The sequence below is a fragment of the Gordonia tangerina genome (assembly GCF_021556435.1).
Taxonomy (GTDB): domain Bacteria; phylum Actinomycetota; class Actinomycetes; order Mycobacteriales; family Mycobacteriaceae; genus Gordonia; species Gordonia tangerina.
Map to the genome: position 1 here is coordinate 1 of NZ_JAKGCU010000035.1, position 15,411 is coordinate 15,411.

A 15,411-nucleotide genomic window follows, 5' to 3' on the forward strand; every position below is an offset into this window, starting at 1 on the left:
CCGCAGAACTCAACGCCCGACCCCGCAAACGACACGGCTGGCTCACGCCCGCCGCCAAACTCGACGAGCTACTACGATCAGACCCGTCCGATCCTGTTGCAGCGACCGGTTGAATCCGCCGATGCCGTCGACGAAAATGAGGGTTCTCTCGGCGAATTTTTGGGTTCTGTCGGCCTCCGTGCTGGGCGCGTTCGGGAGGTGGGGTTGCGGAGTCAGTGCGTGGGCTTGGAGGCGCCCACCAGCCACATCGAGAAGTACTGCGAGCCACCGCCGTAGGCGTGACCGAGGGCCTTGCGGGCGTCGGGGACCTGATGGTCGCCGGCCTTGCCCATCACCTGGATGGCGGCCTCGGCGAAGCGGATCATGCCCGATGCGCCGATCGGATTCGACGAGAGCACGCCGCCGGACGCATTGAGCGGGATGCGGCCACCGATCTCGGTCTCGCCGGCCTCGGTGAGCTTCCAACCCTCCCCTTCGGCCGCGAACCCGAGGCTCTCCAACCACATCGGTTCGAACCACGAGAACGGCACGTACACCTCGGCGGCATCAATCTCTTCGACCGGGTTGTCGATACCTCCGGCCTTCCACAGAGCGGCCGCCGCATCGCGGCTGGCCTGCGGGCTCACGACGTTGCGGTGGGCGAACGACAACGGTTCGGTGCGCATCGCGGTGGCGTGAATCCACGCAACCGGGTTGCCGGCTGCCACCGCGGCGTCGGCCACGTCCTCGGCGCCGATCACCACCGCGCAGGCGCCGTCCGACGACGGGCAGGTCTCGTCGTAGCGGATCGGGTCCCACAACATCTGACTACCCATCACCTTCTCGACGGTGAGGTCGGATTGCTGCAGATGGGCCAGCGGGTTGAGTGAGCCGTTGCGCCGGTCCTTGGCGGCCACCATCGCGCCGATGTGCTCGGGGGCGCCGGACTGCCGGATGTAGGCACGCACGTGCGGTGCGAAGAAGCCGCCCGCGCCGGCACCGACGGGTTTGGTGAAGGGCACCGGAATCGACAACGCCCACATGGCATTCGACTCCGACTGCTTCTCCCAGGCGACCGCCAGCACACGCTTGTGTACCCCCGCGAAGACCAGCGACGCGGCGACGTTGGCGGTCGATCCGCCGACCGATCCGGCGGTGTGCACGCGGATCATCCGCTTGCCGACCGCGCCGAGGGCCTCGGCCATCGCCAGTTCCGGCATCATCGACCCCTCGAACAGGTCGGGCGCCTTGCCGATCACGATGGCGTCGACATCGTCGATGGATACCTGGGCATCGGCCAGGGCGGCGTCGATGGCCTCCCGGCACATGCCGGCCATCGTGACGTCGTGACGCTTGGCGACGTACTTGGTCTGGCCGGTGCCCAGGACTGCTGCGCGATTGTTGTGTGCCATCAGTTCTCGTCTCCTGCCAGGGTGACCACCATGTTCTGCTGCAACAGCGGGCCGCTCGATGCATGGGCCAGCGCGGTACCCGCGTTACCGGTGAGGATCTCGTGGGCGGCGTAGCCAACCCGCTGTAGTCCGGCGGAGAACAGCGAATTGCCCGCCAGTGAACCGCCGGACGGGTTGATCCGCACGGACTCCGGGAGGTCGAGTGCGTTGCGCACGATCAGCTCCTGATGGGTGAATGACGCGTTGATCTCGGCTACGTCGACCGCACGGTTGCGATCGCCGAACGCGGTGTCGCCGGCGAGTTTCGTCGACGGCGAGATCGTCAAATCCCGTGCACCGAAGTTGGGTGTGTCGATGCGATGATCCCAGCCGGTGACGAAGGCGGGGTTGGCGACGAGCTCTTTCGCCTTGCGCTCGCTGGCGATGATCACCGCCGCGGCGGCATCAGTGTAGGGCGCAATGTCGTGTGCTCGTAGCGGATCGGCGACATACTCGGAGCTCATGAGTTCGTCGACCGACGCTCCGGAGGTGCGCGCGGCCACCGCCGCCATGTCCTCTTCGGACCAGGTGCCGGCGTCGATCCCGGCGCGGGCCTGCAGGGCGCCCAGCGAACGGGCGTCGGGCCACAGCGGCCCGACGGTGTACGGGTCGAGCTGCAGGGCGAGGGTCTGATCCATGTTGCCGGCGGTGGACTTGCCGAAACCGTAGGCCAGGGCGAGGTCGACCTCTCCGGTGGCGATCTTCACCCACGCTTCGTACAACGCCCAGGCGCCGTCCATCTCCACGTGGGACTCGTGGATCGGCGGCATGGCGCCGATCGAGTCGATGGCCGAGATGAACGAGAATGCGCGGCCGGCAAGATAGTCGGACGAGCCGCTGCACCAGAATTCGATGTCGGTGCGGGAGATGCCGAGGTCGGCGTAGAGCTTGTTGAAGCACGGGATCAACATCTCGACACCGTTGGTGGTGCCGTGCGTCCCGACGATGTTCGGGCTGTGCGCGAACCCGACGATCGCAATCCGGGGGAGGGTCATTGCAGACTCCTTGATGGAAGTGGTCCGGTCATAGACATGCTGTCGCTCAGAGGAACTCGCGATACGACTCATAGTCGGCGTCGGGTTCACCGGTGGGCCGGAAGTGGCTGATGCTGCCCATGGACAGTTCACGTTCCTCCTCGGGCTGCCAGACCGCCTGCACCCGCATGCCCATCCGCACGTCGGCGGCCTCGCAGTCGAGGATCAGGTGCAGGAACGGGATGTCGGTGCCGTCGAGCAGGACGTACGCGGCCACATACGGCGGCTTGATGCGCTGCCCCTGGAACGGGACGTTGACGATGCAGAAGGTCGTCACGATGCCGGTGTCGGCCAACTCGACTCGCTCCACCGCAGCCGAACCGTCGGACGGGCTGACCGCCTTCGGTGGGAAGTAGACGCGCCCGGCGTCGACGCCGGACCCGATCCGCGACCCGTAGAGCTTGCCGGCCTTGAGACCTTCGAGATACCAGGACTCCTCCTCGGTGGCCGAGTGGACGATCTCGGTGCTGATGGGGGTCGGCATGACGATGAGTTCGTCGTCGGAGTTGTCGGCCTCGTTCGCCGGTGCCGCCGCGGCGGTGTCACCGGGCACGAAGTGGGCGATGTCGTCGATGCGGCCGATGCGGGCCGCCTTCCAGACGGCATGTACCCGCAGACCGGTGGAGATGTCGGCGGGCGAATCGACCGCCACCGCATGCAACATCGCGGTGTCCGCACCGTCGAGGGTGATCAGCGCCCACGCGAAGGGCTTGTCGAGGGGTTGCGGCGTGAGCGGCTGCGGCTGCCACGACCAGGTGAGCACGGTGCCCACCGAGGCGACGTCTACCAGCTCGGTGGTCTTCGCGCCGCCGATCGGGTCGAACTCACGAGGCGGCACCGATACCGTGCCGTCGCTGCTCTTCGATCCGATGATGCGGCCGTCGCGGAGGGCGAGGGCGAACTGGCTCAGGACGGGTCCGAGCGACCGTGTGTAGTCGAAGGAGTTCTTCAGCGGTGCCGACAGGATCTCCGACTGTGGCGCGGGGACCTCGGCGACCGGACTCGCCGGGGCAGGGCGGGGTGCAGTTGTGCTGGTGCTCACCCATCGAGTAGAACACGTTCTAGTATTGAGGCACAAGATGCACGTCACAGACCCGCGGAGGATGCCCACGTGAAGCTCGGACTGCAGCTCGGATACTGGGGTGCCGGCCCCATCGACAATGCTCCGGAGCTCATCGCGGCTGCCGAGGAGGCTGGATTCGACGCGGTGTTCACCGCCGAGTCGTGGGGGTCGGACACCTATACCCCGCTGGCCTGGTGGGGTGCGGCGACCGACCGGATCCGGCTCGGCACAGCCGTGTCGCAATTGTCCGCGCGGCCGCCGACGTCGCTGGCGATGGCGGCGCTCACCCTCGACCATCTCTCCGGTGGCCGCCACATCATCGGTCTCGGTGTGTCCGGGCCGCAGGTGGTCGAGGGCTGGTACGGGCAACCGTTCGGCAAGCCGCTGGCGCGCACTCGCGAGTACGTCCAGGTGGTCCGGGACGTACTCGCCCGTGAGGGCAAGGTGTCCAACGCGGGCCCGCATTATTCGTTGCCGTACCCGCCCGATGCGCCCGGTTCGACGGGACTCGGCAAGTCACTCAAGCCGATCACTCATCCTTTGCGAGCCGACATCCCGATCTGGCTCGGCGCCGAGGGGCCGAAAAACGTGGCGCAGACCGCGGAGATCGCCGACGGGTGGCTCGCGATCTTCTACAGTCTGCGTCTGGCCGATCAGTACGAGGCGTGGCTGGCCGAAGGATTCGCGCGTCCGGGTGCCCGACGCACTCGTGACGACTTCGAGGTAGCGGCGACGGTGCAGGTGGTGATCACCGATGACATCGCAGAAGCCGTGGAGCGGTACCGACCGTCGACGGCACTCTACGTCGGTGGAATGGGCGCGAAGGAGAAGAACTTTCACGCCGAGCTGTATCGGCGGATGGGCTACGGCGACGCGGTCGACGAGATCGGCGCGCTGTTCCGCGAGGGCCGCAAGGCCGAGGCGATGGCTGCGGTCCCCGACGAGATGGTGCGCGAGACGATGATCGCCGGCACCGCCGATGAGGTGCGTGCTCAGATCAAGCAGTGGGAGGCCGCAGGCGTGAGCATGTTGATGGTGACCGCGCGCGACGTGGAGACGATCCGTCAATTGGCGACGCTGGTGTGACCGGCGGCAATATTCTCGCGCGCCCAGCGATCACCCGCGCGTGCAGTTTCACGCGCGGTTGATCGGCGGGCGCGCGAGGACCACGCGACCTACCGCACCCGGGCCAGCGATCGTTGTTGGGCCTGGTGACTTGTTCGACGCAGCTTGCGCTTTCGTCGTCGAGTACGTGCGGCGAGTCGTGCCGGGGAGATCGGCTTGCGCCGAACCGCCGCGTCCGCAGCCGGTGGTTTGGTTTCGGCGGGTTGTGGGTCCTCGCTGATCGTGCCGGCCCGTAGGTAGTGTTCGAAGAGTTCGCCGACTTCGTGGATGCGGTTGACCTGGGGTGATGCGGGCGGTTTGCCGTCGAGTGGGTTCAGTGACCATCCGGCGCGGCCGGCGTCGCGGCCGTGGCGGATGATGCGGGTGGTCCATTGTCCGGGGTTGGGGCCGACCATCCGGTTGTGTGGTGGGCAGGCCGGTGCGGTGGTGTCGATGTCGGTGGTGCCGCCGTCGGCCCAATCTTTGTCGGCGTGATGTATTTCGACGATCGCGCTCGGATGTGAGCAGCCTGGTTTGGAGCATCCGCCGCCGCCGTCTTGGGCGAAGTGCATCAATCGTTGCGCCTGGTTGGCGAAGCGTTTGGCGGTGCCCAGATACAGCGGCTGTGCTGTGTGGTCTGTGAATACGGCGAGGTGGAATTGCGCCTCGGCGGCCATTTCGATGATGTCGGCGATGGGTAGTTGGGTGCCGGTCGCGGTGTGCCCGAACCCGGCACGATCCCGCAGATCGGTTTCGTTGACCTTGACGATGATGTGTGGCGGCAGACCGCGGTGGCTCTTGCCGAGTACCCCACCGTCGAGGACCAGCTTGAACAGGGCCTCGAGGGCGTCGTGGTTGTGTTGTCCGGTGGAGCGATGGTCGCGGCCGGCAGCCTCTTTCAGCGCCTCGATGTCGGCGTCGGTGTTCGCGCCCTGCGGCGACTGGTCGTCGTCGGGGTTGTTCATTCCCGGAGCGGCCATCTTCGCCAGAATCACATCCAGCATGGCACGTGCTTTCGGGGTGAGCGCACCGTCGATCTCGCTCATCGATTGGTCGTCTTGATCACCGATGAGTACCGAACGACGCCGGGCACGGTCACGTTCATCGGCCAAGGTGCCGTCGGGGTCGATCCGACCCAATAGCTCGGCGCCGGCCTTCAGGATCTGTTTCGGTGTCAGCGTGCGGGCGAACTCGGCCAACATCGCCTCGGCCTTCTCGGCAACGTCGAGTGGCACCGAGCGGGGAATCTTCTTCACCACTTTCAGCACGGCATCGACGTGGGCGGGGGTGGCCGCGCCGTCGGCGACCACCGCGGCCAACGCTGCATAGCGGGGTGGGGTGAGTTCACCTTGTAGGGAACGGAATTCGGTCAGGGCCCGCATGTGTCGCATGCGGCGGCGGTGATCGGGGATACGCAGATGGTGGGCCATCATTTCGCCGATGTGGCGGTAGCCGAGTTGTCCGGGCACGCCGCGGTCGTTGCAGTCCATCATCCGGCGGTGCCCGATCAGACTCATCCGACGATGGGCACGCTCGTGTTGTTCGGCCACATCCAACACCGCGTCATCCATGGCAGGGGTGGTGTCGACGGCATCGATACGGTCGAGCAGGTCATGCAACTGCGCATACAGCTGCTGCACCTCACTGACCTGATCCGTGCCCGACACTGAATCCCCCGACTGTCGTTCGAACGTATCTTCGAGAGTAGCCCCAAACTTTGATGCCTGCAACTGTCAATTTCCCGCTACGTCGGCGACAGTGCGGAGGGTCGTGGAGTCACACCCGACCTCGCGTTACGAAGAGTCCGTGATCCTCGTGGGAACTTCGGCCAGGATCGCCTCGGCGGACCGTAGAGTGAAGTCGCGCAACCACTCTGCAGGCCGGCCACGGTCGGGGAGATGTCGTCGTACGGCCGCGTAGGGCAGGTCGACGAGTGCGAACGTGACCCGATCCATCACCTCGGCATCGGATGAGCCGAATCGTCGTCGAGCGTATGCTCGCACGACTTCGCGTGTGTGGTGATTATGCGTCCGGAGTTCGGCGGCGAGTGTATCGGGCCAGGAGCGCAGCAGGTCCTGTTTGTCGTATTGCAGCAACAGTGCGGACTCGCCGGGATGCGCGGCCGTCCAATCGAAACAGTGCGCGACCGTGGCCTGGGCGGCCTCGGTGACATCGTCGAGGCTCAAGGCGGTGACGATGCCCTCCTGGTATTGCGCGATGGAGCGCAGCCACAGCCGGGCCATCAACTCGTCGCGGCTGGCGAAACGGTGGTACACCGACCCCGACGGTGCGCCGACCCGGCGGGCGACGGCGGACGCGGTTGCCACCGCCGGGCCGCCCTCGACCACGAGTTCGAGTGCGGCGTCGAGGATCTCGTCAGCGCTGAACTGCGGTTTGCGACCCACGGCCCCGGACCATGCTCGTGCCCTGCGCGGCGGCGACCACGCGCCTGGTGCCGTCGTCGTCGATGACGCTGATATCGCACCGGGCGACGGCTTTCGTTCGGCCCGCGTGGACCAGGGTCGCGTGGGCGACCAGTTCACGCCCGCCGCGGGCGGGGGAGAGGTACTCGATCGAGAAGCCGCTGGTGACGATGTCCGGACCGAGAGCGAGCGCGGCGGCGTAGGTCAGTGCATTGTCGGCGAGGTAGCTCAGCACCCCGCCGTGGATGTAGCCGTACTGCTGACGCAGATCGTCGCGGACGTCGACTGCCAGTGTGACGCCATCGTCGCCGATGTGAGTCAGGCGTGCGCCGAGCATGCGACTGAACGGCTGGGCGTCAAGCACTGTACGTGCCAGATCCAGGTCCATCATTTATCAGAGACTTCTCTCCATTATCGCGCGTGTCAAGGGTGCGCTCGAGCAGAATCCATCCGTGGATGGATTGACATGCCCGTGTGCCGGTAGCAGGGTCGAACTGTGGTCAGGACGCTGAAGAATGACTGGTCGGGGCAGATCTTTCCGCACGCCGGCCGTCGCAAACCGCTCATCGGTGACCTGGGAGTCTCGAGCCCCAGACACCCCATCCTGGATTTGCTTGCGTGGGGCGCCGACCTCGGCCCCATCTTCGAGATGCGGATCTTTCGGCAGAACTTCGTGTTCGTGTCTAGTGCAGAGCTCGCCGCCGAGCTCTGCGATGAGACGCGGTTCTGCAAGGCGCTGCCACCGGCGATCACTGCCCTGCGGCAATACGCCGGCGACGGGCTGTTCACCGCCGAGAACGACGAACCCAACTGGCAACTGGCACACGAACTGCTGATGCCCGCGTTCACCAAGTCGGCAATGCAGTCGTATCACCCGATCATGCTGGCCACCGCCGATGAACTGTTCGCGTTCTGGGAACGGCAGGCCGGACCGGTGGACGTCACGCAGTCGATGACGAAACTGACCATGGAAACGTTGAGTCGTGCGGCGTTCAGCCACGACTTCGGGTCCTTCACCAGTCAGCAACCGCATCCGTTTGTCGGCGCCATGATCCGAGCGTTGGAAACCGGGCGTCGCAAGGGTGGTCTGCTGACGGCGCCCGGAGGCGCGCTGCTCGGCAGGCTCATCGATCGGCGCAACGCGGGCCAGCAGGCGTATGTAGATGAGATGCTCGACGACCTCATCGCCGAACGTTCGGCATCTTCCGACGATCACGATCTGCTCGGCATCATGCTCAACACCTCTCACCCGGAGAGCGAGGAGCGACTGTCACCGTTGAACATTCGATATCAGATTCTGACTTTCCTGGTGGCCGGCCACGAAACCACCTCGGGTGCGCTGTCATTCACGCTGTACTACCTGTCGCGGAACCCGCATTGCCTGGCGAAGGCGCAAGAGGAGGCCGACGAGATCCTCGGTGACGACTCGGACGCGGTGCCGACCTTCGAGCAGATTCCGAAGTTTCGCTACATACGCCGATGTCTGGATGAGGCACTGCGCATTTGGCCGACGGTGCCGGCCTTCGCCCGCAGCCCGCGGGGCGAGACCATGCTGGCCGACGCCTACCGGATGCGGCCGCAGGACTGGGCGATCATCGTGCTCGGCTTCGTTCACCGAGATCCGTCCGTCTGGGACGATCCGGATGTCTACGACCCGGATCGATTCCTCCCGGCCAACGTCAAGAAGCGTCCCGCGCACAGTTACAAACCGTTCGGTGCCGGGTTGCGGGCCTGTATCGGCCGCCAGTTCGCGCTGCATGAATCGGTACTGGTGCTCGCGCGCATCCTGCATCGATACGACCTCTCCGGTGACCCCGATTACGAACTCGCGGTGGACGAGCGGCTCACCATGGTGCCCAAGGGGTTCGAACTCGATCTCGTGCCGCGACGTGCGCCCGCCCTGCTGCGGTGATCCGGCCGCCAGGTCACCAGAAGCGCCAGTGCGAGCAGGATCTCGGCGATGTCACCCCAGTAGTACATGAGCGTGCCACCGGCACGGATCTCTGCGGCCGGGGCGTCGATCGCGACAAACCATCCCGCGTAGAGCAGCTGTGCGATCACGGCGTGTCCGAAGATGGCCACACCGAGTACCACGAGCCGGGTCCGCACGCCGGGCCGGTGTGGCCCGGGGTCGGGTCCGGCGATCATCCAGGCGAACAGGTATCCGACCACGAAGAAATGCACGTGGATCGCGGAATGTACGAGGTTGTTCCGCTCTGAGAGACCGAAGAGGCCGGTGAAGTACAGCGCCGCGAGACCTCCGATGTTGGCTGTCAGCAACACGATCGGATGAGTCATCACACGCGCCGGTGTGGAGCGGAACAGTCGAGTGATCGCGGCGCCCACCGACGGCGGCACAGATCGCAGCAGCAAGGTCAACGGTGCAGACAACACCAGCGCCAGCGGGGCAAACATTCCGATGAGCAGGTGGCCGAGCATGTGGTCGGCGAACCCATCGGATGTCGCCGGCCGGGCGGCGACCAGCAGTAAGGCCAACCCGGTCAGAAATCCGACCGTGCGCCGATGATCCCAGCCGCGGTTCTCACTGTGGCGCCGCCGCGCAGCGAGAACATACGTGGTCCCGGCAAATGCCGCCAGCACCAGGACAGCGATGGTGCCGGTGGGAACTGCGGTCTCGGCGCCATGTGCCAGCGTGTTCATTGTCCTGCGAGTGAGTCGACGCCAGGAACCGGTCGAGCGGTGCGTTGCAGTAACCATCCGCCGACAACGAGTAGCGCGCCCAGGACCAGGAACCCGAGATCCCACAGCAGTTGGTGATCACCGCTGCGGACATGGTGAATCCGCAGGATGTGGTGGTCGATGACTCCCTCGACCAGGTTGAACATGCCCCAGCCGACCAGGACCCAACCCCACAGTGCCCGTGACGTCCACAGCCGGCGGCGGGCGTCGGTGACCCGGCTGTAGAGCAATGCCAGGCCGATGAGCACGGCGAGCCAGGTGAACGTGTGGAACAGCCCGTCCCACACCGTGTTGATCTGCAACCCGTGCACGGTGTCTGCCGAGTAGTAGTCCACACCGAGCCGATCGTCGTCGGTACCGGTCAGCATGTGGTGCCACTGCAAGAGTTGGTGCAGCAGGATGCCGTCGACGAATCCACCGAGACCGACGCCGAGGACCACGCCGGGTAGGGCAAGGCTGCGTGTCGATTGCTCGTGCGCTGCCGGGCCGGCTTCCGGGTCGCCGCGGGTCATGTTTCCTCGTCGAATCCCGGTGTGCGCTGTGCGGCCGCGACCGATCCGCCCGCCTCGTCGGCTGACTGCCCGCCACTCGTGGTGGTGCGACGATCGTCGGTGCCGTCTGGCTGTCGCTCGTCTTCGGCCACAGCGCCCGCCTCGGGTGTATCGCCGAAGTCGGGTTCCTCCTCGGCGAGGCGCTCATCCAGCGTTTCGCCTTCGCGCTGCTCGCGGGCGGTGACCCCGGTGCGGTCGGCGGCTGACCAGCCCTCGGGAGGATCCATGCCCTCCTCGAGCGGGTCGAGCTGCAGCCGGTCCTCATCGAGATCCTCGGCGTCGACCGCGGAGGCGAGTTCGGGGTTCACCGAATCGGCCGGGTCGGGAATGTGCGGTTGGTCGTGTTCTGCTGCCATCGGTACTCCTCTCATCGCTGCGATGAGGGGGATACCCGAACCGGCATGGCGCCAACCATGCCGACGCCGGCGGCTCGACCGCGGTCATTCCCCGGTGAAGACCGGCTTCTCCTTGTTGGCGAACGCGCGGGGACCGACCTTGGCGTCTTTGCTCTTGAACACCGAGATGCCCAGCTTGGATTCGATCTCGAAGGCGTCGAGTTCGTGCATGCCCTCGGTGTCACGCATGGTTTTGAGGATTGCCTGTACGGCGAGCGGGCCGTTGGCGGTGATGGCCTCGGCGATCTCGAGCGCCTTGTCCAGAGCCGATCCGTCGGGAACCGTGTAACCGATGAGGCCGTACTCCTTGGCCTCGGCTGCGGTGATGTGGCGTCCGGTCAGCAACAGGTCGGCGGCGATGGTGTACGGGATCTGCCGAGGCAGTCGCACCGCGCTGCCGCCGAGCGGGAACAGCCCCCATCGGGCTTCGGCCACACCGAACTTCGCGCTCTCGCCGGCCACCCGAATGTCGGTGCCCTGCAGGATCTCGGTACCGCCGGCTATGGCCGGGCCCTCGACCGCGGCGATCAGCGGCTTGGTGAGGCGCCGTCCCTTCAGCAATGCGGGCAGGCTCGCCGGGTTCCAGGTGCCCTGATCGGCGGTGTCCCCGGGGGAGTTCTTGTTCATCGCCTTGAGGTCCATGCCGGCGCAGAATGCGCCACCGGCGCCGGTCAGGATCGCCACGCGGATGTCGGGGTCGTCGTCGACCTGATCCCAGGCCTCGACCATGATCCGCATCATCTCCGCCGACAGTGCGTTCCGTGCCTGCGGACGGTTCATGGTCACGATCAGGACGTGGCCGCGCTTCTCGACGAGGCAGTCGGGAGCGTGGTCGGTGGCGGCTTGCGAACCGGCAACTGTGGTCATCGTCGTTCCTCGCGAATCGGTGCGGATTGCTGCTTGCTCAAAACGATAACACGTTCTAATTTTGAGCCATGGCCTACACGATTGCCGACCTCATCGAGCATGCCGTCGATTTGATGCCCGAGCGCATCGCCCTGGAATCCGGCGACCGCACTCGCACATACGCAGATTTGGAGGCGCGCTCCAATGCGTTGGCCCACAAACTCCGCGAGCTCGGCGTGCAACCCGGCGACCGAGTGGGTCTGTACAGCCGTAACACCATCGAGGCGGTCGAGTCGATGGTCGCGATCTTCAAGGCCCGCGCGGTCATGGTGAACGTGAACTACCGCTACGTCGAGGCCGAGCTCGAACACATCTTTACCGACTCCGGGATGAAGGTCCTCATCCACGAGCGACAGTTCTGCGAGCGGGTGTGCAACACGTTGCCGAATTGTCCGTCGATCGAGCATCGGATCGCGATTGACGACGGCAGCGATGCTTCGTTGAGTTGCAGCGGTTACGAGGACACCATCCCCTACGACGATGCGATCGCGGAGTCGTCGACCGAGCGCGACTTCGAGAAGCGCACCAACGACGACCTGTACATGCTCTACACCGGTGGCACCACCGGAAAGCCCAAGGGTGTGGTGTGGCGGCAAGAAGACGTGTGGCGGGTCCTCGGAGGCGGGATCGACTGGTACACCAGTGAACCCGTGGCCGATGAGTGGAAGCTCGCGCAGGACGGCGCTGCGGGCGGGCAGCTGGTGCGCTACCCGATCCCGCCGTTCATCCACGGCGGGTCGCAGTGGGCCATCTTCCAATCACTGTTCGCAGGCGGAAAAGCGGTGGTGTACCCGGAGTTCAGCGGCAGCGCCGCCTGGGACATCGTCGAACGTCACGGCGTGAACGTCATCTTCATCACCGGCGACGCGATGGGTCGGCCGATGATCGAGGCGTTGGCGGAAAAGGACGAACACGATCTGTCCTCAGTTGTATCCATCGCGTCGTCGGCATGCCTGTTCTCGCCGACCATCAAGGATCAATTCGTCGACCGGTTCCCCAATGCGGTGATCGTCGACGCGATCGGGTCGTCGGAAACGGGTTTCGGAGGTCTGAGTGTGGTGGCCAAGGGCGCGCCACACAGCGGTGGACCACGCGTGAAGGCGGACAGCGAGACCCATGTGCTGCGCGAGGACGGCACTCCGGTGGAGGCCGGCAGCGGTGAGGTGGGTGTGTTGGCCAGGTCCGGGCACGTGCCGCTGCGCTACCACAACGATCCGGAGAAGTCGGCCAAGACTTTCAAGGAATTCAACGGGATTCGGTATTCGCTGCCGGGCGACAACGCTCAGCTGGAGGCGGACGGCACCATCACCATGCTCGGGCGCGGTTCGGTGTCCATCAACACCGGCGGCGAGAAGGTGTTCCCCGAAGAGGTCGAGGGGGCACTCAAAGCTCATCACGACGTATTCGACACCGTCGTCGTGGGAGTCGCCGACGATCGCTGGGGACAGCGGGTCGCGGCGGTGATCGCCACCCGAGACGGCGCGCGTCCTTCACTTGCTGAACTCAACGACGTCGTTCGCAAAGAACTCGCCGGCTACAAGTGTCCGCGCAGCGTCTGGTTCGTCGATCAGATCAAGCGCTCGCCCGCAGGTAAACCCGACTACCGGTGGGGTGTCCGTGTCACCACCGAACGTTCCGCCGACGAGGCGCTGTAGCGCCGGAGATGAGCTGACATGCGTACCGAACTCGCCGAACGTTTCGGCATCGACTACCCCATATTCGGCTTCACCCCGAGCCAGCATGTGGCCGCCGCCATCAGCCGCGCCGGCGGCATGGGCGTGCTGGGGTGTGTGCGATTCAATGAGGCCGACGAGCTCGACGAGGTCCTCGAGTGGATGCACGAGAACACCGACGGAAAACCCTTCGGTGTGGACATCGTGATGCCCGCGAAAATTCCCACCGAGGGCAGCCAGGTGGACCTGGACTCGATGATCCCGCCCGAGCACAAGGCGTTCGTGGAACGCACCCTCGATGACCTCGGTGTGCCACCGCTGCCCAACGGCGAACGGGTCAACGCCGGTGTGCTCGGCTGGCTACATTCCGTCGCGCGATCCCACGTGGACGTCGCGATGGAGCACACGCGAAAGTACGGGCAGATCAAGCTGATCGCCAACGCCCTGGGGTCCCCGCCGGAAGACGTCATCGCGACATCCCATGACAACGGCCTGCTCGTCGCGGCGCTCGCGGGGGCGAAGGAACACGCGCTGCACCATGTGGAGGCCGGGGTCGACATCGTGATCGCCCAGGGCTATGAAGGCGGTGGCCACACAGGCGAGGTCACCTCGATGATTCTCTGGCCCGAACTCGTTGACGCGTTGGGTGACGCGGCGCCGGTGCTGGCTGCCGGCGGTGTCGGTAGTGGCCGGCAGATCGCCGCGGCGATCGCGTTGGGCGCGCAAGGCGTGTGGATGGGCACCTACTGGCTGACCGCCGCCGAATACAAGCTCGGCATGGCCCCGGACGCTGACGGGCCGTCGACGGTGCAGAAGGCGCTGCTGAAGGCGACGTCGCGGGATACCGTGCGTCGCCGCATCTACTCCGGCAAACCCGCCAGGTTGCTGAAGACGAAGTGGACAGACGCCTGGGACGCCGACGGCGCGCCGGACGCGCTGCCCATGCCCTTGCAGAATCTGCTCGTCAGCGAGGCGCACGCGCGGATCTCGGCCGCCGACGATCCGGAGGTGGTGGCGATGCCGGCCGGTCAGATCGTGGGACGTTGCAACGAGATCACCCCGGTCGCCGCACTCATCGAGGATCTGGTTACCGAGTATGAGCAGGCGGTGGCGCGAATGAACACGACGTTGTCGACGCCGGTGAGCTGAACGTCCGTTTCGTCCGTGGGTGGATCGGCTATCTGTAGCGTTGTGCAACCGAAGGCCGATAAGCCTCACCCCGAGCGAAACGGACACCGATGACCCACCATCAGGCCAAGCAGACCGTCGACCGCGTCACCGACAGCCCGTGGTTCGAGCGGGCAGCGCGCGCCGGTTACCTCGTGACCGGTCTGCTTCACCTGCTCATCGCCTACATCGTGATGCGCATCGCCTTCGGTGGAGGCGGCAGCGCCGACCAATCTGGGGCGTTGGCGGTCTTCGCAGGTGAGCCCGGCGGGCAGGTGGTGCTCTGGGTGGCTGCGGTGGCCTTTGCCGCGCTGGCATTGTGGCGACTGGCCGAGGCGATCCTCGGTGGCAAGGCCAACGACCCGGATTCGTCGGACGGCGGTCTGAGCGAGTGGTTCGACCGCGGAAAGGCGCTGGCGCTGTTCGTCCTGTACCTGGGCCTGGCATGGTCGGCGATCAACTTCGCGACGGGCGGCGGGCAGTCCAGTGGGCAGCAAAATGCGGGCATGAGCGCACGACTGATGCAGCACACCGGTGGCAAGGTGGTCCTGGTGATCGTCGGCCTGATTGTCATCGGCGTGGGCGCATACTTCATCTACAAGGGAGTCACGAAGAACTTCCTCGACGATCTCCGTCGTGGTGGTGGAACCGCGGTGACGACGACGGGGGTCATCGGGTACACGGCCAAGGGGGCGGTGATCGCCGGCGCGGGAATACTGGTGATCGTCGCAGCACTCCGGGCCGATCCGTCGAAGGCTGCCGGCATCGATGCGGCGATCAAGACCCTGGCGGGCCTGCCCGCGGGCCAGATCCTGTTGATCCTCGCCGCCGTTGGCCTGGCCGCGTACGGGGTGTATTGCTTCGTGATGTCGCGTTGGGCGCGGATGTGATGGTCACGCTGTATCCGGCTGCAGGTTCAGCGAGCAGCGGCGGCAATCATTGCGGTGCCGACACTGTGGCGCCGC

General features: G+C 65.7%; 15 protein-coding genes. 5 read left to right on the plus strand and 10 right to left on the minus strand.

The genetic code is table 11. The features are described 5' to 3' along the window. Positions 1-212 precede the first annotated feature (212 nt). From L1892_RS22745 to L1892_RS22755, 3 genes are read right to left on the minus strand one after another with little or no spacing between them, the layout of a single operon-like run. Positions 213-1,391 (minus strand): thiolase family protein, encoded by a 1,179-nt coding sequence (locus L1892_RS22745; RefSeq protein WP_235726056.1) that lies wholly within the window; start codon positions 1,389-1,391, stop codon positions 213-215. After that, positions 1,391-2,425 carry a thiolase family protein gene (locus L1892_RS22750; RefSeq protein WP_235726057.1) on the minus strand — a complete coding sequence of 345 codons (1,035 nt, stop codon included), beginning with the start codon at positions 2,423-2,425 and terminating at the stop codon, positions 1,391-1,393. The genes L1892_RS22745 and L1892_RS22750 overlap by 1 nt, the downstream gene beginning before the upstream one ends. 46 nt (positions 2,426-2,471) lie before the next feature. Beyond that, on the minus strand, positions 2,472-3,506 hold the full coding sequence (locus tag L1892_RS22755; RefSeq protein WP_235726058.1) for a Zn-ribbon domain-containing OB-fold protein: 1,035 nt from the start codon (positions 3,504-3,506) through the stop codon (positions 2,472-2,474). Between the two features lie 69 nt (positions 3,507-3,575). Here L1892_RS22755 and L1892_RS22760 point away from each other — a divergent pair, with 69 nt between their 5' ends. Further along, positions 3,576-4,613 (plus strand): LLM class F420-dependent oxidoreductase, encoded by a 1,038-nt coding sequence (locus tag L1892_RS22760; RefSeq protein WP_235726059.1) that lies wholly within the window; start codon positions 3,576-3,578, stop codon positions 4,611-4,613. An 89-nt stretch (positions 4,614-4,702) separates the two neighbouring features. Here the strand turns inward: L1892_RS22760 and L1892_RS22765 are convergent, their stop codons facing one another. The 3 genes from L1892_RS22765 to L1892_RS22775 all read right to left on the minus strand — a co-directional run bounded on the left by L1892_RS22765 (position 4,703) and on the right by L1892_RS22775 (position 7,445). Continuing rightward, the gene (locus tag L1892_RS22765; RefSeq protein WP_235726060.1) at positions 4,703-6,298 is read right to left on the minus strand and encodes an HNH endonuclease signature motif containing protein; all 1,596 of its coding nucleotides are present in this window, start codon (positions 6,296-6,298) and stop codon (positions 4,703-4,705) included. A 126-nt stretch (positions 6,299-6,424) separates the two neighbouring features. Continuing rightward, positions 6,425-7,036 (minus strand): TetR/AcrR family transcriptional regulator, encoded by a 612-nt coding sequence (locus L1892_RS22770; protein WP_235726061.1) that lies wholly within the window; start codon positions 7,034-7,036, stop codon positions 6,425-6,427. Then, positions 7,008-7,445 carry a PaaI family thioesterase gene (locus L1892_RS22775; RefSeq protein ID WP_235726062.1) on the minus strand — a complete coding sequence of 146 codons (438 nt, stop codon included), beginning with the start codon at positions 7,443-7,445 and terminating at the stop codon, positions 7,008-7,010. The genes L1892_RS22770 and L1892_RS22775 overlap by 29 nt, the downstream gene beginning before the upstream one ends. A gap of 105 nt (positions 7,446-7,550) precedes the next feature. Here L1892_RS22775 and L1892_RS22780 point away from each other — a divergent pair, with 105 nt between their 5' ends. Continuing rightward, positions 7,551-8,966: a cytochrome P450 gene (locus L1892_RS22780; protein ID WP_235726063.1), complete on the plus strand. Its 1,416-nt coding sequence runs from the start codon at positions 7,551-7,553 to the stop codon at positions 8,964-8,966. Here the strand turns inward: L1892_RS22780 and L1892_RS22785 are convergent. From L1892_RS22785 to L1892_RS22800, 4 genes are all read right to left on the minus strand, one after another. Continuing rightward, entirely contained in the window at positions 8,873-9,715 is an 843-nt protein-coding gene (locus tag L1892_RS22785; protein WP_235726064.1) for a cytochrome c oxidase assembly protein, read from the minus strand. The genes L1892_RS22780 and L1892_RS22785 overlap by 94 nt on opposite strands. Continuing rightward, positions 9,712-10,266, minus strand: a complete 555-nt coding sequence (locus L1892_RS22790; protein ID WP_235726065.1) for a DUF2243 domain-containing protein — start codon at positions 10,264-10,266, stop codon at positions 9,712-9,714. The genes L1892_RS22785 and L1892_RS22790 overlap by 4 nt, the downstream gene beginning before the upstream one ends. After that, positions 10,263-10,661: a hypothetical protein gene (locus tag L1892_RS22795; protein WP_235726066.1), complete on the minus strand. Its 399-nt coding sequence runs from the start codon at positions 10,659-10,661 to the stop codon at positions 10,263-10,265. Before L1892_RS22795 ends, L1892_RS22790 begins: the two co-directional genes overlap by 4 nt. Positions 10,662-10,745: 84 nt before the next feature. Next, a complete protein-coding gene (locus L1892_RS22800) occupies positions 10,746-11,567 on the minus strand; it encodes a crotonase/enoyl-CoA hydratase family protein (protein ID WP_235726067.1) in 822 nt (273 codons plus the stop codon). 68 nt (positions 11,568-11,635) lie between these two features. On the opposite strand from L1892_RS22800, the gene L1892_RS22805 reads away from it, so the two are divergent. The 3 genes from L1892_RS22805 to L1892_RS22815 all read left to right on the plus strand — a co-directional run bounded on the left by L1892_RS22805 (position 11,636) and on the right by L1892_RS22815 (position 15,336). Then, on the plus strand, positions 11,636-13,261 hold the full coding sequence (locus tag L1892_RS22805) for an acyl-CoA synthetase (protein ID WP_235726068.1): 1,626 nt from the start codon (positions 11,636-11,638) through the stop codon (positions 13,259-13,261). An 18-nt stretch (positions 13,262-13,279) separates the two neighbouring features. Next, complete coding sequence (locus L1892_RS22810) at positions 13,280-14,428, plus strand: NAD(P)H-dependent flavin oxidoreductase (protein ID WP_235726069.1); 1,149 nt, start codon at positions 13,280-13,282, stop codon at positions 14,426-14,428. 89 nt (positions 14,429-14,517) lie between these two features. Next, complete coding sequence (locus L1892_RS22815; RefSeq protein ID WP_235726070.1) at positions 14,518-15,336, plus strand: DUF1206 domain-containing protein; 819 nt, start codon at positions 14,518-14,520, stop codon at positions 15,334-15,336. The last annotated feature ends 75 nt before the right edge of the window (positions 15,337-15,411 follow it).